The organism is Streptomyces sp. NPDC046805, assembly GCF_040645355.1.
Lineage (GTDB): Bacteria > Actinomycetota > Actinomycetes > Streptomycetales > Streptomycetaceae > Streptomyces.
This window is the reverse complement of the sequence record NZ_JBEYYC010000002.1, coordinates 175,075-200,193: the sequence shown is the minus strand read 5'-3', so window position 1 is coordinate 200,193 and position 25,119 is coordinate 175,075. Positions and strand designations below refer to the sequence as shown.

20 protein-coding genes and 1 tRNA gene are annotated in these 25,119 nt (G+C 70.1%); 11 read left to right on the top strand and 10 right to left on the bottom strand.

Going from position 1 to position 25,119, the window contains the following annotated elements:
* Positions 1-109 precede the first annotated feature (109 nt).
* From ABZ910_RS03675 to pyk, 7 genes are all read left to right on the top strand, one after another.
* Positions 110-454 carry a chorismate mutase gene (locus tag ABZ910_RS03675; RefSeq protein ID WP_361358602.1) on the top strand — a complete coding sequence of 115 codons (345 nt, stop codon included), beginning with the start codon at positions 110-112 and terminating at the stop codon, positions 452-454.
* Between the two features lie 139 nt (positions 455-593).
* Entirely contained in the window at positions 594-1,151 is a 558-nt protein-coding gene (locus tag ABZ910_RS03670; protein ID WP_361358599.1) for a response regulator, read from the top strand.
* Positions 1,152-1,207: 56 nt separating this feature from the next.
* Positions 1,208-3,691 (top strand): aminopeptidase N, encoded by a 2,484-nt coding sequence (pepN, locus tag ABZ910_RS03665; protein WP_361358596.1) that lies wholly within the window; start codon positions 1,208-1,210, stop codon positions 3,689-3,691.
* Positions 3,692-3,811: 120 nt separating this feature from the next.
* Positions 3,812-4,648, top strand: coding sequence for an NAD(P)H-binding protein (locus ABZ910_RS03660; RefSeq protein WP_361358593.1), 837 nt, complete (start codon positions 3,812-3,814; stop codon positions 4,646-4,648).
* A gap of 304 nt (positions 4,649-4,952) precedes the next feature.
* Positions 4,953-6,311, top strand: a complete 1,359-nt coding sequence (locus ABZ910_RS03655; RefSeq protein WP_361358590.1) for a pyridoxal-dependent decarboxylase — start codon at positions 4,953-4,955, stop codon at positions 6,309-6,311.
* Positions 6,308-7,717 (top strand): SidA/IucD/PvdA family monooxygenase, encoded by a 1,410-nt coding sequence (locus tag ABZ910_RS03650; protein ID WP_361358588.1) that lies wholly within the window; start codon positions 6,308-6,310, stop codon positions 7,715-7,717. Before ABZ910_RS03655 ends, ABZ910_RS03650 begins: the two co-directional genes overlap by 4 nt.
* 325 nt (positions 7,718-8,042) lie before the next feature.
* The gene (pyk, locus tag ABZ910_RS03645; protein ID WP_361358585.1) at positions 8,043-9,479 is read left to right on the top strand and encodes a pyruvate kinase; all 1,437 of its coding nucleotides are present in this window, start codon (positions 8,043-8,045) and stop codon (positions 9,477-9,479) included.
* A 10-nt stretch (positions 9,480-9,489) separates the two neighbouring features.
* On the opposite strand, the gene ABZ910_RS03640 is transcribed toward pyk, so the two are convergent.
* A complete protein-coding gene (locus ABZ910_RS03640) occupies positions 9,490-10,266 on the bottom strand; it encodes a helix-turn-helix domain-containing protein (RefSeq protein ID WP_361358582.1) in 777 nt (258 codons plus the stop codon).
* A 106-nt stretch (positions 10,267-10,372) separates the two neighbouring features.
* Positions 10,373-10,445: transfer RNA gene (locus ABZ910_RS03635), tRNA-Leu, on the bottom strand.
* 100 nt (positions 10,446-10,545) lie between these two features.
* On the opposite strand from ABZ910_RS03635, the gene ABZ910_RS03630 reads away from it, so the two are divergent.
* Positions 10,546-11,202 (top strand): response regulator, encoded by a 657-nt coding sequence (locus tag ABZ910_RS03630; protein ID WP_361358580.1) that lies wholly within the window; start codon positions 10,546-10,548, stop codon positions 11,200-11,202.
* An 85-nt stretch (positions 11,203-11,287) separates the two neighbouring features.
* On the opposite strand, the gene ABZ910_RS03625 is transcribed toward ABZ910_RS03630, so the two are convergent.
* The 7 genes from ABZ910_RS03625 to ABZ910_RS03595 form a co-directional block, all read right to left on the bottom strand.
* Complete coding sequence (locus ABZ910_RS03625; protein WP_361358577.1) at positions 11,288-12,004, bottom strand: ABC transporter ATP-binding protein; 717 nt, start codon at positions 12,002-12,004, stop codon at positions 11,288-11,290.
* Positions 12,001-13,110: an ABC transporter ATP-binding protein gene (locus ABZ910_RS03620; RefSeq protein ID WP_361359088.1), complete on the bottom strand. Its 1,110-nt coding sequence runs from the start codon at positions 13,108-13,110 to the stop codon at positions 12,001-12,003. The genes ABZ910_RS03625 and ABZ910_RS03620 overlap by 4 nt, the downstream gene beginning before the upstream one ends.
* An 8-nt stretch (positions 13,111-13,118) precedes the next feature.
* Complete coding sequence (locus ABZ910_RS03615) at positions 13,119-14,912, bottom strand: branched-chain amino acid ABC transporter permease (protein WP_361359085.1); 1,794 nt, start codon at positions 14,910-14,912, stop codon at positions 13,119-13,121.
* 5 nt (positions 14,913-14,917) lie between these two features.
* The gene (locus ABZ910_RS03610) at positions 14,918-15,847 is read right to left on the bottom strand and encodes a branched-chain amino acid ABC transporter permease (RefSeq protein ID WP_361358574.1); all 930 of its coding nucleotides are present in this window, start codon (positions 15,845-15,847) and stop codon (positions 14,918-14,920) included.
* A 106-nt stretch (positions 15,848-15,953) separates the two neighbouring features.
* Positions 15,954-17,165: a branched-chain amino acid ABC transporter substrate-binding protein gene (locus tag ABZ910_RS03605; protein WP_361359083.1), complete on the bottom strand. Its 1,212-nt coding sequence runs from the start codon at positions 17,163-17,165 to the stop codon at positions 15,954-15,956.
* A 111-nt stretch (positions 17,166-17,276) separates the two neighbouring features.
* Positions 17,277-18,059: a hypothetical protein gene (locus ABZ910_RS03600; protein WP_361358571.1), complete on the bottom strand. Its 783-nt coding sequence runs from the start codon at positions 18,057-18,059 to the stop codon at positions 17,277-17,279.
* Between the two features lie 72 nt (positions 18,060-18,131).
* Entirely contained in the window at positions 18,132-18,596 is a 465-nt protein-coding gene (locus tag ABZ910_RS03595) for a hotdog fold thioesterase (protein WP_361358568.1), read from the bottom strand.
* Between the two features lie 159 nt (positions 18,597-18,755).
* On the opposite strand from ABZ910_RS03595, the gene polA reads away from it, so the two are divergent.
* Together polA and ABZ910_RS03585 are read left to right on the top strand one after the other, a co-directional pair.
* Entirely contained in the window at positions 18,756-21,482 is a 2,727-nt protein-coding gene (polA, locus tag ABZ910_RS03590) for a DNA polymerase I (protein WP_361358565.1), read from the top strand.
* A 290-nt stretch (positions 21,483-21,772) separates the two neighbouring features.
* Positions 21,773-22,216 (top strand): hypothetical protein, encoded by a 444-nt coding sequence (locus ABZ910_RS03585; RefSeq protein ID WP_361358562.1) that lies wholly within the window; start codon positions 21,773-21,775, stop codon positions 22,214-22,216.
* Here ABZ910_RS03585 and ABZ910_RS03580 read toward each other — a convergent pair.
* Entirely contained in the window at positions 22,110-22,991 is an 882-nt protein-coding gene (locus ABZ910_RS03580) for a DUF4184 family protein (RefSeq protein ID WP_361358560.1), read from the bottom strand. The genes ABZ910_RS03585 and ABZ910_RS03580 overlap by 107 nt on opposite strands.
* Before the next feature lie 326 nt (positions 22,992-23,317).
* Between ABZ910_RS03580 and ABZ910_RS03575 the strand changes: the two genes are divergently transcribed.
* Positions 23,318-25,105, top strand: a complete 1,788-nt coding sequence (locus ABZ910_RS03575; protein ID WP_361358557.1) for a lytic murein transglycosylase — start codon at positions 23,318-23,320, stop codon at positions 25,103-25,105.
* The last annotated feature ends 14 nt before the right edge of the window (positions 25,106-25,119 follow it).

Here is a 25,119-nt window from a genome sequence, read left to right as displayed (position 1 = left end):
GACGCCCAGAACTCCTCATCCACTCTATGCGGGTGCGCGCCCCGTGACCGGTGCTGCGCCGGTGATCGCATGTCCGCGGTCCGTTCCGGTCCGCTTAGGGTTGACGCCCATGACCACCATCAACCCCGGGACCGGCAACGATGACGTCGACGCCGCCGTCCGCGAGGAGCTCGCCCGGCTGCGCGACAGCATCGACAACATCGACGCCGCCGTCGTCCACATGCTCGCCGAGCGCTTCAAGTGCACCCAGCAGGTCGGCCGCCTCAAGGCCGTCCACCAGCTGCCGCCCGCCGACGCCGCCCGCGAGGCACGGCAGATCGCCCGGCTGCGCACCCTCGCCGAGAACGCCAAACTCGACCCGGCGTTCGCCGAGAAATTCCTCAATTTCATCATCGCCGAGGTGATCCGGCACCACGAGCGCATCGCCAACGACGAGGTACCCGAAGCGAACTGACCTCGACCGACGTGAACGGGGCGTGACAGCGGGGCCCGGGCGGCGCATGCTGCGCCGTGCACTCCTCGTCAGCATGCGAGTACTGCGTGTCAGTGCGGAGTCGTAAGCTGGGTTGTCCACGCGGGAGGGACGTCGGGCCATGCCGTCGGATGCCAAGATCCTCATCGTTGACGACCACAAGGACACGCTGTACGCGCTGGAGAGCGCGCTTGCCCCGCTGGGCTACCTGCTCGGCTGCGTCACCAGTGGCGACGAGGCGCTCAAACAGGTCCTGCGCGGCCGGGTCGGGCTCCTCCTGCTCGACGTGCGCATGCCCGGCGTCAGCGGACTGGACGTCGTGCGCTACCTGCGCAGCCTGGAACAGACCCAGCACATCCCCGTCATCCTGCTCACCGGCTTCGGCCCCGACCACGAACTGGCCACCGCCGCCTTCGGGCTGGGCGTCGCCGACCTCGTCCTCAAACCCGTCGACCCCTGGGCCCTGCGCACCAAGGTCCGCTACCTGTACGACGCCCACCAGCGCCAACTGGCCCTTCAGGAGCAGGTCCGCGAGCTGCGCGCCGAGGTCAAACGCCGCGACGAGGCCGAGGAGCGCGCCCCGGGTCCCGTCCCGGGGCCCGCCCTCGCCCACCCCGACCCCCTCGTCGCACCCCCGCGCGGCGTCTGCCGCGCCAGCCCCACATCAGGCCGGACATAAGCGACCTATCGATCGACCCCTGTGCGTGGCCTGCGGCATCAGGCAGCATGTCGTGCATGTCCGTACTGACGCGCGACGAAGCGCAGCACCGTGCCAAGCTCCTCGACGTCCACCGCTACACGATCGAGCTCGACCTGACCACCGGGGACGACACCTTCGACTCCCACACGGTGATCCGGTTCACCGCACGGTCCGACGGGGACACGTTCGTCGAGCTCAAGCCCGCCGAACTGCGCACCGCCACCCTCGACGGACAGCCCCTCGACCCCGAGACCCTCGACGGCAACCGCCTGCCCCTGAAGCACCTCACCGCCGGCGAGCACGAACTGCACATCGACGCCGCCATGCCCTACTCCCGCACCGGCGAGGGCATGCACCGCTTCACCGACCCCGCCGACGGCGAGACCTACCTCTACACCCAGCTCTTCCTCGACGACGTCCAGCAGATCTACGCCGCCTTCGACCAGCCCGACCTGAAGGCCGTCTTCGAGCTGACCGTCACCGCCCCCGAGAACTGGACCGTCCTCGCCAACGGCATCACCGAACACCTCGGCGACGGCCGCTGGAAGGCCGCCCCCACCCCGCCCCTGTCCACCTACCTCGTCGCCGTCGCCGCCGGCCCCTGGCACTCCGTCACCACCGAACACCGCGGCCTGCCCTTCGGCATCCACTGCCGCCGCTCCCTCGCCCCCCACCTCGACGCCGACGCCGACGAACTCCTCGAGATCACCAAGCAGTGCTTCGACCGCTACCACGAGAAGTTCGAGGAGCCCTACCCCTTCGACTCCTACGACCAGGCGTTCGTCCCCGAGTTCAACGCCGGCGCCATGGAGAACCCCGGCCTCGTCACCTTCCGCGACGAGTTCGTCTACCGCTCCGCCGTCACCGACACCCAGCGGCAGACCCGCGCCATGGTCATCGCCCACGAAATGGCCCACATGTGGTTCGGCGACCTCGTCACCCTCAAGTGGTGGGACGACATCTGGCTCAACGAGTCCTTCGCCGAGTACATGGGCTACCAGACCATCACCGAAGCCACCCGCTTCACCGACACCTGGGTCGACTTCGGCGTCGCCCGCAAGGCCTGGGGCTACGACGCCGACCAGCGCCCCTCCACCCACCCCGTCGCCCCCGAAGCCGTCGACGACACCGCCGCCGCCCTCCTCAACTTCGACGGCATCTCCTACGCCAAGGGCGCCTCCGCACTGCGCCAACTCGTCTCCTGGCTCGGCGAGAAGGACTTCCTCGCCGGCATCAACACCCACTTCGAACGGCACAAGTTCGGCAACGCAACCCTCGCCGACTTCATCGACTCCCTCGCCTCCGCCACCGAACGCGACGTCCACGCCTGGGCCGACGCCTGGCTGCGCACCACCGGCGTCGACACCCTCACCCCCGTCATCACCGCCGCCGACGACGGCACCCGTACCCTCACCGTCGAACGCGACGGCAGCCGCCCCCACCGCATCACCGCCGGCCTGTACGACCAGGACGTCACCGACGACGGCCGCCTCGCCCTGCGCGAACGCCTCGACCTCGACATCCCGCAGACCACTCCCCACCCCATCGGCAAGCGCCCCGCACTGCTCCTCCTCAACGACGGCGACCTGACCTACGCCAAGGTCCGCTTCGACACCGAGTCCTTCGAGACGATCCGCACCAGCCTGTCCGGCCTGCCCGACCCGCTCAGCCGCGCCGTCGTCTGGAACGCGCTGCGCGACGCCGTCCGCGACGGCGAACTCCCGCCCGCCGCCTACCTGGAGACCGCCCGAACCCACCTGCCCCACGAGACCGACCTCGCCCTCGTCGAAGGCGTCCTCGCCTTCGCCGCCACCCAGGTCGCCGACCGCTACCTGCGCCCCGAGGACCGCCCCGCCGCCCTCGCCACCCTCGGCTCCCTGTGCCGCGACCTGATCCGCCGCACCGAGGACGGCGACCACCCCGGCCTGCGCCTCATCGCCGTACGCCACTTCATCGACGTCGCCGCCCACCCCGACACCATCGCCGCCTGGCTCGCCGACGGCACCGTGCCCGGCGGCCCCGAACTCGACCCCGAACTGCGCTGGCGCATCCTCGGCCGGCTCGCCGTCCTCGGCGCCACCGACGAGGACGCCATCGCCGCCGAACTGCGACGCGACCCCAGCGCCACCGGCCAGGAAGGCGCCGCCCACTGCCACGCCGCCCTGCCCGACCCCGAGGCCAAGCGGGCGGCCTGGGACGCGATGTTCGCCACCGACGACCTCTCCAACTACCTGTTCACGGCCACCGCCCGGGGCTTCTGGCAGCCGGAACAGGCCGACCTGGTACGCGCGTACGTACCCCGGTACTACGAGGCCGCGGTCGCCGTCGCCGCCCGCCGTGGCCCCGCCATCGCCACCGCCGCCGGCCGCTGGGCCTTCCCGTCCCACGCCGTCGACGCCGAGAACCTCGCCCTGGGCGAGGCCTGCCTGCGCGACGACGCCCCGTCCACCGCCCTGCGTCGCAGGCTCGCCGACGAACTCGACGACCTCGCCCGGGCCCTGCGGGTACGCGAGGCGTAGGACCGCGGCCGTAGGGCATCTCCGGCGCGTCCGGTACCTGACGACGATGCGGGCACCGATCGTCCTTCCTAGGCTCGACAGGGCCAGGAAGGACGATCGACCCGAGCCCAGGAGGCCACAGTGATCGCAGTGACCGGCGCCACCGGCAACGTCGGACGCGCCCTCGTCGAACGACTCGTCGCCCTCGGCCGACCCGTACGCGCGCTGACCCGCGACCCCCAGCGCGCCCGGCTGCCCGAAGGCGCCGAAGTGGTGACGTTCCGGCCGGACGATCCGGCCCCCGCCCTCCAAGGAGCGACCCGGCTCTTCCTCTACGTCCAGGCGGCCGGCCCCCACGCCCCCGCCCTGCTCGACGCCGCCCGCACGGCCGGCGTCCGCCACGTCGTCCTGCTCTCCTCCGGCATCATCCAGGAGGGCGCCGACGAGACCCACCCCATCCACGTCATGCACGCCACCGCGGAACAGCACCTCCGCGACAGCGGCCTGGCATGGACCTTCCTGCGCCCCAACGCGTTCGCCACCAACGCCCTCCAGTGGGCACCCCAGATCCGCACCGGCGACACCGTCCGCGGCGTCTACGCCGACATGCTCACCGCACCCATCCACGAGGACGACATCGCCGCCGTCGCCGAACGCGCCCTCCTCGACACCGGCCACGAAGGCGCCGTCCACCGGCTGACCGGCCCCGAGGCCACCACCAACACCGACCAGATCGCCGCGATCGGCCGGGCCATCGGCCGCGACCTGACCTTCGCCGAGGTGCCGGCCGACGAAGCGGGACCCGAACTGTTCCCGCACGCACCCCCGGAGTTCGTACAGAGCCTGCTGAAATCCTTCGCCGCCACCATCGGCGTACCCCCGGAGATCACCACCACCGTCGAGAAGATCACCGGCACCCCGGCCCGCACCTTCGCCCAGTGGGCCGACGACCACGCCTCCGACTTCCGGAAGATCTAGCCGACCCCCCTCAAGACCCGCACACCGCGACCCACCCGCTCGGGGCGTCGCCCGGGCCGGGCCGGGCCGGGGCGTCGCCCCCGGTTTCGACCCGGCCCGGCGCACGCCCCGACCCGCAGCACACCACACCCGTCCCGTCAAGACCGCGTCAACCGCCCAGCCGACGCCACGCCTCGCTCACCTGCACACCCCACAGGCTTTCCCCGCACGGGAGTACCCCCTTTCGGGTTTCGATCGTTGCGCTTTCCGGCCGCGCCGCCCCCACCGCGTACAAGCTGGAACTCCCGCTCCCGAGGAGAGCCCCATGAGCACGCCGTCCCTCGCCTCAGGCCCCCAAGGACCGCAAGCCCTACGGCCGTTGCTCCACACCGTGCTCGACGCCCTCCGCGACGGCAACCGCGCCCGCGGCGGCCCGCTGCCCGCCGGCGGACCCCCGGCCGTCGCCGCACGCATCGCCGACGCCGTGGGCGACGTCCTGCCCGACGACGGCGACCCCGACGCCCTGCGCGCCCTCGTCCACGCCCTCGCCGAAGGCGCCGCCGACCCCGCCGACCCCCTGTGCGCCGCCCACCTGCACTGCCCCCCGCTCGCCGTCGCCACCGCCGCAGACCTCGCCGCGAGCGCCCTCAACCCCTCACTGGACTCCTGGGACCAGGCCCCCGCCGCCTCCGCACTCGAAGCCCTCGTCACCCGCACCCTCGCCCACGAGACCGGCCTCGCCGACGCCCTCGTCACCACCGGCGGCACCGAATCCAACCAACTCGCCCTCCTCCTCGCCCGCGAAGCCCACGGCGGCAGCGTCCGCCTCGTCTGCGCCGCAGGCGCCCACCGCTCCCTGACACGCGCCGCCTGGCTGCTCGGCCTGCCCGACCCCGTCGTCCTCCCCGCACCCGGCGGCACCCTCGACCCCGCCACCCTCGACGACGCCCTGACCCACCTCACCGGCCCCCTGCTCGTCGCCGCCACCGCCGGCACCACCGACGCCGGCCTCATCGACCCCCTGCCCGACATCGCCGCCCTGTGCACCGCCCACGGCACCCGCCTCCACATCGACGCCGCATACGGCGGCCCCCTCCTCTTCAGCCGACGCCACCGCCACCTGCTCGCCGGCCTCGAAGCCGCCCACACCGTCACCCTCGACCTGCACAAACTCGGCTGGCAACCCATCGCCGCCGGCCTCCTCGCCGTCGCCCACCCCGACGAACTCGCCGTACTCCACCAACACACCGACCACCTCAACGCCGACGACGACACCGACGCCGGACTCCCCGACCTCCTCAGCCGCTCCCCGCGCACCAGCCGCCGCCCCGACATCCTCAAGACCGCCGTCACCCTCAAAACCCTCGGCCGCACCGGCCTCGGCGCCCTGATCGACCACGTCTGCGCCACGGCACGCGAGTTCGCCGCTCTCATCCACCACCACCCCACCCTCGACCTCTACGACGAACCCACCCTCACCACCGTCCTCTTCCGACCCACCGGAGCCACCGACGACACCGTCGCCCAACTGCGCCGCACCCTCCTGCACGACGGCCGCGCCGCCCTCGGCCGCGCACGCCTCGACGGCCGCCTCTGGCTCAAAGCCACCCTCCTCAACCCCCACACCCGAACCGACGACCTGACCGACCTGCTGAAACTCGTGGAAGGAACCACCCCCGGATGAACCGCCCCCCACACCACGAGCCCCGCACACCCCACGACCTCGTCGGCATCGGCATCGGCCCCTTCAACCTCTCCCTCGCCGCCCTCGCCCACCCCCTCACCGACCTCGACACCGCCTTCTACGAACAACACCCCCGCTTCGACTGGCACCCCGGACTCCTCATCGACGGCACCACCGTCCAAGTCCCCTTCCTCGCCGACCTCGTCACCCTCGCCGATCCCACCAGCCCCTGGACCTTCCTCCGCTACCTCACAGCCCACGACCGGCTCTTCCCCTTCTACTTCACCGAGCGCTTCCACATCCACCGCGCCGAATACGACGCCTACTGCCGCTGGGTCGCCGAACACCTCCCCGGACTCCACTTCTCCCACCAGATCGACGCCGTCCGCTGGAACGCCGAACACGAGGTCTTCGAAGTCGACTTCACCCAACTCGACACCGACGGCGAAGCCGAAGCCCTCGGCCGCACCCACACCCGCAACATCGTCCTCGGCGTCGGCACCACCCCTCACATCCCCAGCCCCCTCAAACCCCTCGCCGACGACCCCGGCATCCCCGTCCTCCACGCCGCCGACTACCTCCACCACCGCGACACCCTCCTCGCCGCCGAACACGTCACCGTCGTCGGCTCGGGACAGACCGGCGCCGAGATCTTCCTCGACCTGCTGCGCCACCGCCCCGCCGGCCGCGAACGCCTCCACTGGCTCGGCCGCACCGAGGCCTTCGCACCCATGGAGTACTCCAAGCTCGGCCTCGAACACTTCACCCCCGACTACACCCGCTACTTCCACGCCCTCGCCGAGCCCGACCGCGACCAACTCGCCGCCGCCCAATGGCAGCTCCACAAGGGCATCGACGCGGGCACCATCGCCGCCATCCACGACGAGCTCTACCGCCGCACCCTGCACGGCGGCTGGCCCGACGCCACCCTCACCCCCGGCGTCCACGTCCGCACCGCCGGCCGCATCGCCACCGCCAAGATCGAACTCCACCTGGAACACACCCGGCAGAACACCCGCACCCCGCTCACCACCGACGCCGTCGTCCTCGCCACCGGCTACCGCCCCCGCCCCCTCGACCGCATCCTCGCCGCCATCGACCCCTACCTGCGCCGCGACAGCGCCGGACGACCCCGCATCGACGAGGACCACCGCCTCGACCTCGACCCCTGCGTCACCGGCAGGATCTACGTCCAGAACACCGACCTGCACACCCACGGCGTCGGCACCCCCGACCTCGGCCTCACCGCCTGGCGCAGCGCCACCATCCTCAACTCCCTCACGGGCAAAGAGACATACCGCCTGCCCCACCGCACCGCCTTCACCACCTTCGGACTCCAGCAGCCCTCCCGAATCCCCTCCGCCCGCCACGCCCCGTCCCTCACGCCGCTCGCCGACGGCAGGTGACCGCAGGTGCCGCAGAAGCCCTGGACGGTGACTGCAGTCACTCCGGTAACGGGTATTCGCGCACCTGGCCGGCTCGAATGGACGGCCGACACCACGCACACATTCTGGAAAACCGAAGCCCGAGCGAAGTTCGTGCGCAGACGAGCGAGCCCATGCGAACTCATTCCCCGGCGCCCCCACCCATGGAATACACAACACTCACGGGACGCTCATCGGAGCGCCGGTGCGCACAATTCGACACTTGTCAATAGGCCTTCACCCACTGGTCGTTGACCAGTCACGTCCGACCAATTCTCTACCCGTCGGTAAGGCCTAGGCTCGCCTTATGCGCCGAGCAAAGATCGTCTGTACATTGGGGCCCGCCACCGACTCGTACGACCAGATCAAGGCACTGGTCGACGCCGGAATGGACGTCGCCCGATTCAACCTCAGCCACGGCACCCACGCCGAACACGAGGAGCGCTACCAGCACGTACGAAGGGCCGCCGACGAAACCGGCCGCAGCGTCGGCATCCTCGCCGACCTTCAAGGCCCGAAGATCCGCCTCGGCCGCTTCACCGAAGGACCCGTACTCCTTGAACGCGGCGACACCTTCACCATCACCGTCGACGAAGACACCGAAGGCGACCGGACCCGGTGCGCCACCACCTACCCCGGCCTCGCCACCGACGTCACCTCCGGCGAACGCATCCTCGTCGACGACGGCAAAGTCAGCCTCGAAGTCACCTCCGTCGACGGCCCCGACGTCCACACCACCGTCCGCGAAGGCGGCATGGTCTCCGACCACAAAGGCCTCAACCTGCCGGGCGTCGCCGTCTCCGTCCCCGCCCTCTCCGAGAAGGACGAGGCCGACCTCCGCTGGGCCCTCCACACCGGCTTCGACGTCATCGCCCTCTCCTTCGTCCGCAGCGGCGACGACATCAAGGACGTCCACCGCATCATGGACGAGGAAGGCCGCCGCCTCCCCGTCATCGCCAAGGTCGAGAAACCCCAGGCCGTAGAGGCCATCGACGCCATCGTCGCCGCCTTCGACGGCATCATGGTCGCCCGCGGCGACCTCGGCGTCGAAATGCCCCTGGAGCAAGTCCCCCTCGTCCAGAAGCGCGCCATCAAACTGGCCAAGCGCAACGCCAAGCCCGTGATCGTCGCGACCCAGATGCTCGACTCGATGATCGACAACTCCCGCCCCACCCGCGCGGAAGCCTCCGACGTCGCCAACGCGATCATCGACGGCACCGACGCGGTGATGCTGTCCGGCGAGACCAGCGTGGGCAAACACGCCATCGAGACGGTACGCACGATGGCCCGCATCGTGGCAGCGGCGGAGCAGGACATCCTGGCCAAGGGCCTGCCGGCCCTGACCGAACGGAACAAGCCCCGCACCCAGCCCGGCGCGGTCGCGAGGGCGGCGGCGGAAATGGGCGACTTCCTCGGCGCCAAGTTCCTGGTCGCCTTCACCCAGTCCGGAGACACCGCCCGCCGCCTCTCCCGCTACCGCTCCCCGATCCCGTTCCTGGCCTTCACCCCGGAACCGGCGACCCGCTCCCAACTCACCCTCACCTGGGGCGTGGAAACGTTCCTGGGCCCGCACGTGGGGTCGACGGACGCGATGGTCGACCAGGTGGACGAGCTGCTGTTGAAGTACGGCCGATGCGAGAAGGGAGACGTCGTGGTGATCACGGCGGGCTCGCCTCCCGGAGTGTCCGGCTCGACGAACATGGTGCGCGTGCACCACATCGGGGAGGACGACAGTCCCAAGTAGCAGTGCCGGCTCAGTACTTGGGGCCTACGTGGGTGTCCATGAGGGCTACGGAGGCCTTCTTGGCGACGGAGATGTTGTACGGGTTGCCGTTTCTGCGGCAGTGGGTCCAGTCGACGCCGAGTGCGTCAAGGGTGTCGGTGAACAGGCGACGGATGTCGTCGGAGACGTTGGTGAAGAAGTACCGGGGGTATTCGTAGCGCTTGCGCTCGCTGGCGACGATGCGGGTCGTCCAGTTGGTGATGCGGCAGCCGTCGGAGTGGATGAGGCCTCGGATGAACTCCCACGGGTGGTCGTCGACGATTTCCTGTTGCCAGAGTTCGAGAGTGATGGAGCGGTTGTGCTTCTTGCCGGGCCCGTGTTGAGGGAAAAGGCAAGGCCAGTGCCAGCTGTACCCCACCACGGATGTGTAGCCGACCGCTTGCACCCGGTACGCCTTCTTGCCGGGATTGATGGCTTCGATCGCGGCAGCGCAGGTCTCGATGAGTCCAGGCCATGCATCAGCGCATGCGATGCGTAGGAAGTAGCCGGCTTTCATGCCAGGGCTGATACAGCCATCACCGAGATAGAGCCCGAGAAGATAGCTGTATGACGCCTTGTCCGCCGGTGGTTCGGTCGATGGCCCGCATATCGAGCATGGTGAACGCTGCATCCGCGGCATCGGGGTGATGCGCGTCTGCCAGGATCGGATTGCGTTGCGGGATATCCCGGTTTCCTTGCTGACAGAGTTCAGGCTGCGGCCCTGCTCCACCAGTTCGAGCGCTCGCTTGCGCGTGCTGAGGTCGTACATGCGGCCACTCTGCGGGGGTGGTCGTAATGACACGCAGCAAAAAGCGAATGTTCACGAGAACGTGGACATTCGCTTTCAAATTCATTCCTTGGATTCCAAGGAAAAGTGCCCCGAGTCGGATTCGAACCGACGCTGTATGGGTTTTGAATCCATGGCCTCTACCGCTGGGCTACCGGGGCCCCTTCGAAAAGAAGGTCAGCGGTTACCCGCCGTGCCACCACCTTACCGCAGCTAGGTAGGCTCTTGTCAGCAGACCCCTGCCCTTGACAAGGAGCCTTCGTGACCGCCCCCGAGTCGCCCCAGCCCACAGACGTGCCCGACGACGACAAGGCGCACGTGCCCCCGCTGACGACCCGTGTCGTCATTGCCGAGGACGAGGCGCTGATCCGGCTCGACCTGAAAGAGATGCTGGAGGAGGAGGGGTACACCGTCGTCGGCGAGGCCGGTGACGGTGAGGAGGCGGTCGAGCTCGCCCGGGAGCACAAGCCCGATCTGGTGATCCTGGACGTGAAGATGCCCAAGCTCGACGGCATCTCCGCGGCCGAGAAGATCGCCGAGGAGTCCATCGCCCCGGTCCTCATGCTCACCGCCTTCTCGCAGCGCGACCTCGTCGAGCGGGCCCGGGACGCCGGTGCCATGGCGTACCTGGTGAAGCCGTTCAGCAAGAGCGACGTCGTACCGGCGATCGAGATGGCCGTGTCGCGGTTCAACGAGCTGAAGGAGCTGGAGAAGGAGGTCGCCGACCTCACTCTGCGGCTGGAGACGCGCAAGCTGGTCGACCGGGCGAAGTCGATCCTTCAGACGGAGTACGGGCTGACGGAGCCGGCCGCGTTCCGGTGGATCCAGAAGACGTCGATGGACCGCCGGCTGTCCATGCAGCAGGTCGCCGAGGCCGTGATCGCGGACAGCCAGGAGAAGAAGTCCTCCAAGGGCTGATCCGCGCCGTCGCCGTACGGGAGAGGCCCGCGCCCCTGACTCAGGGGTGCGGGCCTCGTCGTATCCGTCGTACATGACGTCCTGGCTAGTCCTCGCCGAGGTACGCCTTCCGCACGGACTCGTCGTGCAGCAGTTCCTGGCCGCCGCCCGAGAGGACGATGTTGCCGACCTCCATGACGTGTCCCTGGTCGGCGAGCGAGAGGGCCGCCTGGGCGTTCTGCTCGACGAGGAGGATCGTCGTGCCCTGGGACTTCAGCTCGGAGATGGTGGCCATGATCTTCTGCATCATGATCGGAGACAGGCCCATGGAGGGCTCGTCGAGCATGAGCAGTTTGGGCTGGGACATCAGGGCGCGGCCCATGGCGAGCATCTGCTGCTCACCGCCGGAGAGGGTGCCCGCGGCCTGCCTGCGCCGTTCTCCGAGGATGGGGAAGAGGTCGTACGCCCGCTGGATGTCCTTCTCGATGCCTTCCCTGTCCTTGCGGAGGAAGGCGCCGAGCTGGAGGTTCTCGGTGATGGTGAGGCGCGGGAAGATGTGCCGGCCCTCGGGGGAGTGGGCGAGTCCGAGGGCGACGATCTTGTGGGCGGGTACGCCGGTGAGCGGCTTGCCGTTGAAGAGGATCTTTCCGGAGGTGGGCTTGAGCAGCCCGGAGAGGGTGCGCAGGGTGGTCGTCTTGCCGGCGCCGTTGGTGCCGATGAGGGTGACGACCTGACCGGCTTCGACGCTGAACGAGATGCCCTTGACGGCTTCGATCTTGCCGTAGGCGACCCTGAGGTCTTCGACCTCGAGCAGTGCGGTCACGGGGTCTCTCCCTTGGTGGTGCCGGTGGTGCGGGTGCTCTCCGAGTCGGCGGCGGCCTCGTCTTCCTCGGTCTCTTCGGCTTCCTCGGTTTCCGCGGAGGTTTCGGCCTCCTCGGTCTCTTCGGCTTCCTCGCTGTCCCCGGCTTCCGCTTCCGTGTCCTCGACGCCCTCGACGCCCTCGACGCCCTCGACGCCCTCGACGTCCTCCACGACGTCCGCGGCCTCGGCTTCCGTGACCTCGGCCTCGGCCTCCTCGGTCTCCGTGACCTGAGCGTCGGCCTCGCCCCCGGCAGCCGACTCCGCCGCCGAGACCTCCGCCGCTTCCGCCTCGCCCGGGTCGCCTTCGAAGGGCTCGCCCAGGTAGGCGGCGATGACGCGTTCGTCGGCCTGGACGACCTCGGAGGTGCCCTCGACGAGTTTTTCGCCCTGGACGAGGACGGCGACGCGGTCGCACAGGTTGAAGATGAAGCGCATGTCGTGCTCGATGACGAGGACGGCGACGCCCTTGTCGCGGATGGCGAAGACGAGCTCCTCCGTCGCGCGGGTCTCCTGCGGGTTCATGCCGGCGGTCGGCTCGTCGAGGAGCAGCAGTCCGGGTTCGCTCGCGAGGGCTCGGGCGATTTCGAGCTTGCGCTGTTCGCCGTAGGGCAGATTGCGAGCGAGGTGGTCGCGCTTGTGGGCGAGGCCGATGAACTCGAGGAGTTCCATGGCGCGTTCCTGGCTGGCCTTTTCGGCCTTCTTGAAGCCGGGGCCGCGCAGGAGGGCCGACCAGAGGCCTTCCTTGGTGCGGGTGTGGCGGCCGACGAGGACGTTTTCCAGGACGGTCATGTTGGCGAAGAGCCGGATGTTCTGGAAGGTGCGGGCGACGCCTGCCTGGGTGACCAGGTGGGGCTTGGCGGGCAGGACGCTGCCCTTGTACGAGACCTTGCCTTCGGTGGGGATGTAGAGGCCGGTGAGGCAGTTGAAGAAGGTGGTCTTGCCGGCGCCGTTGGGTCCGATGAGGCCGACGATTTCGCCGCTGTTGACGGTGAAGTCGACGGAGCGTACGGCGGTGAGGCCGCCGAAGCGCATGGTGACGTCGCGGGCTTCGAGTACGGGTGTGGTCATGGTGGTGGTCACGCCCCCGCCTTGCTGACGGACGTGACGGACGGTTCGTCGGTCAGCGTCGTTTGTTCCGGGATGTCGAGTTGTCCTGTGTCGTGGAACTCGAGCTGGCGGCGGCGGTTGGCGATGATGCCTTCCGGCCGGAAGCGCATGAGCAGGACGAGGGCGATGCCGAAGGCGAGGAGCTCGTAGTTCTGGAGGAACTGGAGCTTTTCGGGGATGAGGTAGAGCAGGCTGGCGCCGAGGAGGGGGCCGCTGACGGTGCCCATGCCGCCGAGGACGACGGCGGCGAGGAGGAAGGCGGAGTTGGGCGGGGCGGCGCCGGCGAACTGGTAGGGCTGCGGGTTGACGCTGTAGTTGACGTGCGCCATGACGGTGCCGGCGAGTCCTGCGAGGGAGGCGCCGAGGGCGAAGGCGATGAGCTTGACCCGGAAGCCGTTGATGCCCATGGCGGTGGCGGCGGTCTCGTCTTCGCGGATGGCGATCCAGGCGCGGCCGATGCGGGAGTCGGCGGCGCGGGTGAAGACGAGGACGACGATGGCCGTGACGACGAGCATCAGGAACAGGTAGTTGGCGAACCTGCCGAGCACGAATCCGCCGACGTCGTGGGATTCGCCGAGGTTGAACCCGAAGAGTTCGATGTCGGGGATGCGGGAGATGCCGTTGGGCCCGTTGGTCAGGTTGGGGCCGGAGTCGCCGTCGAGGTTGTTGACGGTGATGCGGAAGATCTCTCCGAAGCCGAGGGTGACGATGGCGAGGTAGTCGCCGCGCAGGCGGAGGGTGGGGGCGCCGATGAGGACGCCGAAGACGAGGGAGGCGACCATGCCGGTGAGGGCGGCGGCCCAGAAGGGGAGGTGGACGCCGGAGAAGCGGGAGAACTCGGAGCCGGAGACGAGGGCTGCGGCGTAGGCGCCGACGCCGAGGAAGGCGACGTATCCGAGGTCGAGGAGGCCGGTGAGGCCGACGACGATGTTCAGGCCGAGGGCGACGGTGGCGAAGATGAGGATGCTGACGCCGATGTTGGCGTTGTGGTCGTTGCTCTGGGTGAACGGGAAGATCACCGCGGCGGCGAAGGCGAGGGTGGCGGCGAAGCCCTTGTGCCGGTTGCTGATCGCGGCGTAGCGGTCGAGGAGGCCGGCGTTGATGAAGCCCCATGCGGCGAAGACGATGATGAGGAGGTAGCCGATGAAGGTTTCGCTGTCGTCGTCGTCGATGCCGATGCCGTAGGTGAAGACGACGAGGGCGAGGGCGGTGCCGAGGGTGATGACGGCACGTTCGACGAGGGGGGAGAGCGTGGCGGGGCGGGGCTGGTCGGGCTTGGTGAGGTAGCCGAGGATGCCGGTTCCGGGGGCGCCGGGGTGGGGGAGGGCGAGGGCGCCGATGACGGGCAGTGCGGAGGCGATGACCGCGACGTAGGCGCCGGGTTCGAGGTTGACCAGGCCGCCGAGGTCGATGGCGATGGCGAGGGCGGTGAACCAGCAGACGGTGAAGGCGGACAGGGCCGTCAGGAGGACGGGGGAGGTGGCGTCGGCGGGGTTGAGCCAGCGCAGTCCGCGGACGTTCCACAGGGCGAGGGCGTACAGGAGGGTGAGGGCGCCGGCGACGAGGGCGAGGATCTGGAGTCCGGCCGGGTAGCCGTAGACGGTGAGGTCGCCGGGGAAGTTCGGGGTCCAGGTCCAGCTGAGGAAGGTGCTGGCGATGGTGGCGATGCCGCCGGCGGCGATGAGGGCGCGGGCGGCGGCTGCGGGGAGCGGGATGGGTCCGCTGCGCGGGGCGGTTGCGGTTGCCGTGGTGGTGTCGGTCATGGTGGTCACGCCCTGTCCGCGACGCGTTCGCCGAGCAGGCCTTGGGGCCTGAAGAGGAGTACGAGGATGAGCAGGACGAAGGCCCAGACGGCGGCCCAGCCCTGTCCGCCGAGTTGCTGCATGCCGGGGATGTTGGAGATGTAGGCGGTGGCCATGGCTTCGGCGAGGCCGAGGACGATGCCGCCGAGCATGGCTCCGTAGATGTTGCCGATGCCGCCGAGGACGGCGGCGGTGAAGGCCTTGAGGCCGGCGATGAAGCCCATGTCGTAGGCGACGGAGCCGTATTTGAGGCCGTAGGCGACGCCGGCGACGGCGGCGAAGAGGCCGCCGATGGCGAAGGCGATGACGATGATGCGGTTGGTGTCGATGCCCATGAGCTGGGCGGTGTCCGGGTCCTGGGCGGTGGCCTGCATGGCGCGGCCGGTGCGGGAGAGGCGGACGAAGAAGGCGAGGACGGCCATGCAGAGGGGGGCGGCGGTGATGAGGAAGAGGTCGCCGCTCTGGATGGTGATGCTGCCGAGGTGGAAGGGCCCGAAGGGGAGTTGGGGGAAGACGCGGGCGGTCTTGGCGTCGGGGTAGACGTTGAAGACGAGTTGCTGGAGTGCGAGGGAGAGGCCGATGGCGGTGATGAGGGGGGCGAGGCGTGGTGCTCCGCGCAGGGGCCGGTAGGCGAAGCGTTCGGCGCCGACGGCGATGAGGACGGCGACGAGTGCTCCGCCGATGAGCATGGCGGGTAGGGCTATCCACATGGATATGCCGGCCGGCAGGGCGAGGTAGACCGTGAGGGCGCCGAAGCCTCCGGTCATGAAGATCTCGCCGTGGGCGAAGTTGATGAGCTGGACGATGCCGTACACCATCGTGTAGCCGATGGCGATCAGGCCGTACATCGAGCCGAGGAACAGCCCGTTGGCCAGCTGCTGCGGCAGGGTGTTCACCGCATGGCCTCCATGTGGTGGGGAGAGTCAGGGGGTAGGTAGAGCGCGGGCCGCGCGGTGGCGATGGTGTGCGCCGCGCGGCCCGGTGTGGTGCGGTGTGGTGCGGTCAGCTCTTCGGCTCGAAGGTGCCGCTCTTGACGGACTTCCAGTCGCCCTTGGTGACCTGGTAGACGGTCAGCTGCTTGTTGGTGGTGTCGCCGTACTGGTCGAAGGCGATCTTTCCGGAGAGGCCTTCGAAGTTGGCCTTCTGGACGCCGTCGACGACCTGGGCGCGGGCGTCGGAGGGGACCTTGCCGTCCTTCACGACCGAGGCGACGGCCTTGATGATGGCGGTGGCGGCGTCGTAGGAGTAGCTGCCGTAGGTGCCGTAGTCGCCGGGGTACTTCTTGGCCTTGTAGGCGGCGACGAAGTCCTTGGCGGCGGGCAGGGTGTCGACGGGGACGCCGATGGAGGTGACGAGGTCGCCCTCGGCGGCCTTGCCGGCGGTCTTGATGTAGGTGGGGGTGAACATGCCGTCGCCGCCGAACAGCGGGATCTTGGCGCCGCCGTCCTTGAGCTGCTTGGTGAGGACCTGGGACTCGTCGTACTGGCCGCCGTAGTAGACGAGGTCGGCGTGCGAGTTCTTGATCTTGGTGACGAGGGTGGAGAAGTCGCGGTCGCCGACGTTGACGTGGTCGGTGCCGATGACCTTGCCGCCCTGCTTGGTGAACTGCTCCTTGAAGATCTTGGAGAGGCCGGCGCCGTAGGTCTGCTTGTCGTCGACGACGAAGGCCTTCTTCTTCTTGAGGCCGTTGTAGGCGTAGTCCGCGGCGAAGCCGCCCTGGAACTCGTCGGTGGTGGCGGTGCGGAAGTACGTCTTGTACGGGCGGACCTTCTTGGTCTGCCAGTTCTTGCCCTGAGTGAGCTCGGGGTTGGTGTTCGAGGGGGAGATCTCGGCCAGGTTGGCGGTGGCGAAGACCTGCTGCATCTGCGTGGCCACACCGGAGTTGAGGGGGCCGACGACGCCGAGGACCTGGTCGTCCGCGACGAGCTGGGAGGCGTTTTGCTGGCCGGTGGCGGGCAGCGCCTTGTCGTCGAGGGCCTTCACCTTGAAGGTGACGCCGGGGACGGTCTTGTTCTTGTTGGCGTTGTCGACGGCGATCTGCGCGCCGTACTGGATGCCGAGGCCGGTGGCGGAGTTCTGGCCGGTCAGCGGGGCGTCGACGCCGATCACCACGGTGGTGTTGCCGCTGTCACCGCTCTTGCCGTTGTTGTCGCGGGAGCCGCATGCGGTGAGAGTCAGAGCTCCGGTGGTGAGGACGGAGGTAAGGATCACCAGAGAACGCTGTCGCACAATCAGTCCTTTCCGCAGGCAGGTCCGCCCCTGCACGGGGACGGCGGGTGCCGCGCCGGTACCGAACTCCCGATGGAGCGGTGACTGGCCGTGACTCTAAGCCCGGTATACGGACATGGGTATCGCCGTGCGCTGGCTTGTGACGCTCTTGTTATGACGTCCTGGGCGGCGGGTGCGCGGGTGGGAGGTCCTGTTCGGTTTCGGTGGTGTTACCGATCGATCCGCCGGGTACGAATGCGCACTTCCGGTTGGCAGTTGGCCGGGCGGGGTGTGCGGGCGGTCGCACGCGCCGTGCAGCAGCCGGGAAAGATCCCGCGAGAGGGCGCGGCCGAAGATGAAACTGTGGTGCTGTATGGCGCGTTTGCTACGCAGTGTTACGTCCAGGAAGGGAAGGTCCTCGTTCAGGGAGAGTGTGGAGCAGTCGGCAGCCGAGATCTCCACGGTGATCCGACGGGTCGTTTTGGCGGTCACGGTGAAGCGGGGTTCGGGGGTGGCGCGGGCGGCGAGTCCGGCGAAGGCGGCCCCGGTGACCTGGAGGGTGACGGGGGGTCCGGCATCGACGGTGACCGCGAAGCGGAAGCGGCCGCTGGTGGCGTGTGCGGCGGGGGGTGCCGCGAGGCCGAGGTAGCTCCACTCGGTGACGTTGGCGGGGTACGGCGTGTGGTCGAGCGGTGCGGTCCGTGACGCGGCGGTCCTGCTCGTGAGCAGGGCAACTCCGGTCAGGACGAGGGCGGTTGCGGCGGTGACCGCGCCGCGTCGCAGACCGGGGCGCAGGGCGTGCCGACGTTCGCCGAGCCGGGTGGGGTCCCGGCCGATGACGTCGTGACTGTCCTGCGCCTCGGCCGGGTCGACGGGTTCGAGGGGCCCGATCCCCCTCATGGCCGGGGCCTCATGGGCCAACGGTAGGTAAGGGGGCGGGAGTTGCCCAGCAGTCGTGTCGCCCGGTGCGGGTCAGTCGGCTGCGGGGACCTCGCGCAGGAGGCAGGTGAGGCGTGCGCTGCACACGCGCCGGTCCTGCTCGTCGCTGATCACGATCTCGTACGTCGCGGTGGTGCGGCCTCGGTGCACGGGCGTGGCGACCCCGGTGACCATGCCGGAGCGTACGCCGCGGTGGTGGGTGCAGTTCAGGTCGACGCCGACGGCGATCTTGGAGGGGCCGCCGTGCAGCATGGATCCGACCGAGCCGAGGGTCTCCGCGAGGACGGCGGACGCGCCGCCGTGCAGCAGTCCGTAGGGCTGGGTGTTGCCCTCGACCGGCATCGTGCCGACGACGCGCTCGGCGGAGGCCTCGAGGATCTCCACGCCCATGCGGGTGCCGAGGTGCCCGGCGGAGAACAGTGCGGGCAGGTCGACGCCGAGCGCGGCGTACTCGTCGATGACCTCCTGCGGGAATTTCACGTGCTGCTGCTCACCCATGGGGCCGGGCTCCGTTCGTCGTGATCAAGGCGGAGGAACTCGCCTGAGCAAACGCTCAGTCGGTCGCCGATTGTTCCAGACGTACGACGACGGACTTGCTGGCCGGGAGCCGAGGCCGGGCTTTCGGTGATGTCAGTGGGCCGTGGCAGGATCGGGGGCGTGGCAGAGACAGCATCGAAGAAGACCGACAAGAACCCCGGCGGCGGCCGTCCCCGGCTGATGCTCATGGACGGGCACTCGCTGGCGTACCGCGCGTTCTTCGCGCTGCCCGCGGAGAACTTCACCACCGCGACGGGCCAGCCGACGAACGCGATCTACGGCTTCGCGTCGATGCTGGCCAACACGCTGCGTGACGAGGCGCCGACGCACTTCGCGGTGGCCTTCGACGTCTCCCGCAAGACGTGGCGTTCGAAGGAGTTCACGGAGTACAAGGCGAACCGCTCCAAGACCCCGGACGAGTTCAAGGGCCAGGTCGAGCTGATCGGCGAGCTGCTCGACGCGATGCACGCGCAGCGTTTCGCGGTCGAGGGCTTCGAGGCGGACGACATCATCGCCACGCTCGCCACGCAGGCCGAGGCCGCGGGCTTCGAGGTGCTGATCGTCACCGGCGACCGCGACTCCTTCCAGCTGGTCACCGAGAACACGACGGTGCTGTATCCGACGAAGGGCGTCTCGGAGCTGACCCGGTTCACCCCGGAGAAGGTTTTCGAGAAGTACGGGTTGACGCCCGCCCAGTACCCCGACTTCGCGGCGCTGCGCGGCGACCCGTCCGACAACCTCCCCGGCATCCCGGGCGTCGGCGAGAAGACGGCCGCGAAGTGGATCAACCAGTTCGGCTCGTTCGCGGACCTGGTGGAGCGCGTCGAGGAGGTCAAGGGCAAGGCCGGGCAGAACCTCCGCGACCACCTGGAGGCGGTCAAGCTCAACCGCCGGCTCACCGAGCTGGAGCGCCAGGTGGAGCTGCCGAAGGCGGTCGCCGACCTGGAGCGGGCCGCGTACGACCGCAAGGGCGTCGCGATGGTCCTCGACACCCTGGAGATCCGCAACCCGTCCCTGCGGGAGCGGCTCTTCGCGGTCGACCCCGGCGCCGAGGAGGCCGAGACCACCCCGGTCGCGGCGGACGGCGTGGAACTGGACGGCACGGTGCTCGGCACGGGCGAGCTGGCCGGCTGGCTCGCCGAGCACGGCACCGGGACGCTGGGCGTCGCCACCGTGGACAGCTGGGGGCTCGGCACCGGCTCGGTCGCCGAGATCGCGCTCGCCTCGGCCGACGGGGCGGCCGCCTGGTTCGACCCGTCCGAGCTGGACGAGGCCGACGACAGCGCGTTCGCGGCCTGGCTGGCGGACGCGGACCGGCCCAAGATTTTCCACAGTGCCAAGGGCGCCATGCGGGTCTTCGCCGAGCACGGCTGGAGCATCGAGGGTGTCACCATGGACACGGCGCTGGCCGCCTACCTGGTCAAGCCGGGCCGCCGCTCCTTCGACCTGGACGCGCTGTCCCTGGAGTACCTGCACCGCGAGCTGGCCCCGGCCGCGGCGGCCGACGGCCAGCTGGCCTTCGGCGCGGACGACGGCGCCGAGGCCGAGGCCCTGATGATCAAGGCCCGTGCCGTCCTCGACCTGGGCGAGGCATTCGAGGGCCGCCTGGAGGAAGTGGGCGCGGCGGACCTTCTGCGCGATGTGGAGCTGCCCACCTCCGTGCTGCTGGCCCGCATGGAGCGGCACGGCATCGCGGCCGACCGGGCCCACCTGGAGGCCATGGAGCAGACGTTCGCGGCCGCGGTGCAGCAGGCCGTGAAGGAGGCGCACGCGGCGGCCGGGCACGAGTTCAACCTGGGCTCGCCCAAGCAGCTCCAGGAGGTCCTCTTCGGCGAGCTGGCGCTGCCCAAGACGAAGAAGACGAAGACCGGCTACACCACCGACGCCGACGCGCTGGCCTGGCTCGCCACCCAGACCGACAACGAACTGCCGGTGATCATGCTGCGCCACCGCGAGCAGGCGAAGCTGCGCGTCACGGTCGAGGGCCTGATCAAGACCATCGCGGGCGACGGCCGTATCCACACCACCTTCAACCAGACGGTGGCCGCGACCGGCCGCCTGTCCTCCACGGACCCGAACCTGCAGAACATCCCGGTCCGCACGGACGAGGGCCGTGCGATCCGCCGCGGCTTCGTCGTCGGCGAGGGCTTCGAGTCGCTGATGACGGCCGACTACAGCCAGATCGAACTGCGGGTGATGGCCCACCTCTCCGAGGACGAGGGCCTGATCGAGGCGTTCACCTCGGGCGAGGACCTGCACACCACGGTCGCCTCGCAGGTGTTCGGCGTCGAGCGCTCCGGCGTGGACGCGGAGATGCGCCGCAAGATCAAGGCGATGTCGTACGGCCTGGCGTACGGACTGTCGGCCTTCGGCCTCTCCCAGCAGCTGAACATCGAGGCGGCCGAGGCCCGGGCCCTGATGAACACCTACTTCGAGCGGTTCGGCGGCGTACGGGACTATCTGCGCCGGGCCGTCGACGAGGCGCGGGCCACGGGCTACACGGCGACGCTGTTCGGGCGCCGCCGCTACCTCCCCGACCTCAACAGCGACAACCGCCAGCGCCGCGAGGCGGCCGAACGCATGGCCCTGAACGCGCCGATCCAGGGCACGGCGGCCGACATCGTCAAGATCGCCATGCTCAACGTCGACCGGGCCCTGCGCGAGGCGGACCTGAGGTCCCGCATGCTGCTCCAGGTCCACGACGAAATCGTTCTGGAGATCGCCCCCGGCGAGCGCGAGCGGGCCGAGGAGATCGTCCGCCGCGAAATGGCCGACGCGGTCCGCCTGCGCGCCCCACTGGACGTGTCGGTGGGCGTGGGCCCGGACTGGGAGTCGGCGGCGCACTAGCCTGCCGCGGTTCGACGAAGGGGGCGTTGCGGCACACGGTGCTGCGCCGCCCCCTTCCGCTGCCCGCTGCAACCCGGCGGGAACGGCGAACAACCACCATGGCGCAACCCGGTGGTGCCGTACCGGCCGGACCTCCTCCGAAGTCCGGCCTGCACAGCCCGGGCGCAGGCACGACCCGCCCCCCCCCGCCAAGGCACCCCGCACAACCCCGCCCAAGCCCCGCAGGGACCCGTCACTCACGTGGCCCCCGTCAAAACGCCCCCGCCATCCCCGACGGTCAGGATGCGGGCATGGGTATACGCATGCTCCACCGCCGGACGGCGCAGGCGCGGACCACGGCACGGGCAGCCGCCGCCGCGGGCCCGGTCCCGCGGCCCCCGCTGGTTCTGGCCCTCGCGGCCGACGCAAGCACCGCCCGTATCCACACCGACCTGGCGACGACGGTGCGCACAGCCATGACAGATCTCGGCCGCCGACTCACGCACCATCTCTCCCGACTCTCCCGAGCGGGCCTGGCGGCCGCCTGCCACCGCGGTGCCGACCTCGTCCGCGGCTATCTGGCGCTGCTGCTCGCCGCGCTGCCGAGCCCACGCCCGCCGCGCACCATCACCGTGTTCGTGGCGACCGTCATCGAGCCGCCGGCCGGCTCAACTCCGCATCGCCCCCGGCGCGAACAGCGGGACCAGCGCCATCGGCGACACCGGCAGGAACCCGGGCCGGACGCCACACCCTGACCGCCTTGGCGTACACCAGCAGCCCCAGCAGCAGGCCCGCGCCCGCCCCGAAGCACACCGTCGGCACGATCTCCCAGGGCTTCGTCGCGGGCCCCCGATGAGCCCACCGCTGGGAAAGCCGCTGCGCCGCCCCGGCCGCCGCACAGCAGGCGGTCACGGCACCGGCCCACCACCGGTCCCGTGCGGTCAGCGACGGCACCCCCACCGGCGCTCCCGCGGGCGCCCGTCGTAGCGCGTGCACGAGGAACACGGCGAGCACGACGGCGGCCACCGCCGAACCGCCGTACTGCAGGTACCAGCAGAGGGGAGCGCCGGCCAGTTCCCGGCCCAGCACCGGGATCAGCCGCATGCCCCACCTGTCCAGGTGGGTGAACGTGTCCCACACGACGTGGGTCAGCGCGCCGAGGGCCGCGCAGGCGTACCACCACGCGACCGAAGCGGGCCGCACGCGCGCGGGGGGCGTCCCGCACCGCAACAGGGCCGCCGGACGTCCCTGACGCGCGCGCGGTGCGAGCGCCACCAGGGGTTCGCGCACCAGCAGCCACAGCCCCACCAGGGTCCAGGCGATCGCCACGTCCAGGGTGAAGACGCCGCCGAACGAGTGCGTGACGTCTGCGAACTCCATCGCGCCCGGCACGGCACTCGCCGCGTAATACGTCATGTCGGGCGAGAATGATCCCGCGACGAGCACCGCGGGCACCAGGCGGCCCCGGCCGGATCCGTCCCCGCGCAGCGCGGGCAGGACGGCGGCCGCGTGGCTGAGGGTGAAGGGCAACGCAGCCTCCCGGGGCGGAAGTCGGGCCGCCCACCGACCCGGAACCGAGCCCGTCAAGTATGCGGCGCGGCCCGCTGCGACGACGCCATTTGGCCAATGGCGTGGAATCGGCGGCAACAAGGCGCCAGGAAAGGGAAGTTGTCGTAGGGTCACCTGGGTCACCGAGCCGAATGCAAGATCGAACTCAAGGTCGGGTAACTCGAAAGGGCGCAACGAGGGCAACCGGAACGCCGGGTCAACCGTCACACCAGGGCGAAGCTGGCAGAGTTCAGGCAGGCAGGCAGGCAGAGACAGACGCGCGGGCGTCCACGGGAGGGGTTCACGCTATGGCGGCGCACTTCGGCAGGCGGCTGCGCAAGGGGGCGGCGACGACCGCCGTGGCCGCGGCGGCGGTCGCGGCTCTCTCCGCGTCCCAGGCCCCCGGCATGCAGGCCGGCGATCAGGGCAAGGACACCTCCGCCGCCACCTCCGCGCCCGAGGCCGGCGCCGACGGCAACGCCACCGGCAACTCGCCGTACTACACGGACCTCCCGCCGCTCAGCAGCCCCAGCCCGGCCCCCTCGTCGGGCACCGGCATCCCCGTCACCCCGGGGACGGCCGAGGCCGGCATCCCCGCCAGCCTCCTCGACGCCTACAAGAAGGCCGAAGCGGAGCTGCGCCGTTCCAAGCCGGGCTGCAACCTGCCCTGGCAACTCCTCGCCGCCATCGGCAAGGTCGAGTCGGGGCAGGCCCGCGGCGGCCGCGTCGACGCGGCCGGTACCACCCTCGGCCCGATCCTCGGCCCACAGCTCGACGGCCACGGCTTCGCGCACATCGCGGACACCGACCACGGCGCGTACGACGGCAACAGCACGTACGACCAGGCCGTAGGACCCATGCAGTTCATCCCGTCCACCTGGGCGTGGGCCGGCCGGGACGGCAACGGGGACGGCAAGAAGGACCCCAACAACATCTACGACGCCGCGCTCGCGGCAGGCCACTACCTGTGCCAGGGCGACCGGGACCTGTCCGTCCAGGCCGACCTGCACGGCGCGATCCTCAGCTACAACAACTCGCAGGACTACCTGACCACGGTCCTGTCGTGGCTGGAGTACTACCGCAAGGGCATCCACTCGGTCCCCGACGGCACCGGCCCGCTGCCCGTCAACCGCAGCGACGAGCACGCCCGGACACGCTCCACACCGTCGCCCACGCACTCCCGCCCGGCGAAGCCACGCACGCCGGCGTCGCCCGCGCACCCCGGTGGCACCCCGGGCGACAGCGTCCCGGGTGGCGGCACCGGCAGCGGCTCGGGCCGCAGCACACAGGACCCCAAGTCGCCCGCGACCAAGTCCCCGGGCACGCCCTCAACTTCCACCCCTGCTGCCACACCCACCCCCACCGACACGGTGGACCACCTGGAGGACGCGGGCACCGCCAAGCTCACCGCGATGGCCGGGGACGCGTTCGCCAAACGGATCAGCACACGGGCCGAGACCGAGACCGGCAAGCCTGTCGGCAAGGTGCGGATCCGCTTCACCGTCCTCGGCGACACGGACACCACCTTCACCGGCGGCGAGAGCGTCGCCACGGTCGTCACCGACGGCAGCGGCGTGGCGGTCGCGCCCGCGCTCCAGGCGGGCGAGAAGACCGGCGACTTCACGGTCCGGGCCACCGTCGTGGGCCGCGCGGTCCGCGGCCTCGACTACACGGCCGCTGTCACCCCGCGCGCGGCCGACAAGCTCGTCCGCACCAGCGAGACCGAGCCGAGGTGCACGGCGGGCGGCGAGTTCGCCGACCAGGTCGAGGTGAAGGCCACCTACCGCGGCGCCGTCGCCGACAAGGTCGCGGCCACCGCCACCCTCGTCAAGTCGGCCCAGGACAGCACCGAGAACGACAAGGGCCCCTACTTCAAGGACGCCGACGGCAAGCCCGTACGCACCCTGACCGACCTGGAGACCGATGCGAAGGGCCTCCTCGAGCTGCCGAAGCTGTACGCGGACGACACCACCGGCACCTTCCTGCTCCGCATCACCACCACCGGCGGCGCGACCGTCACCGTCGAACTGAAGGTCACCGCGGCGGACGCGTCGGCCGCGCCCAGCACGTCGTCGAGTCCCTCCACGTCGTCGTGACGGCGCCGCGACCG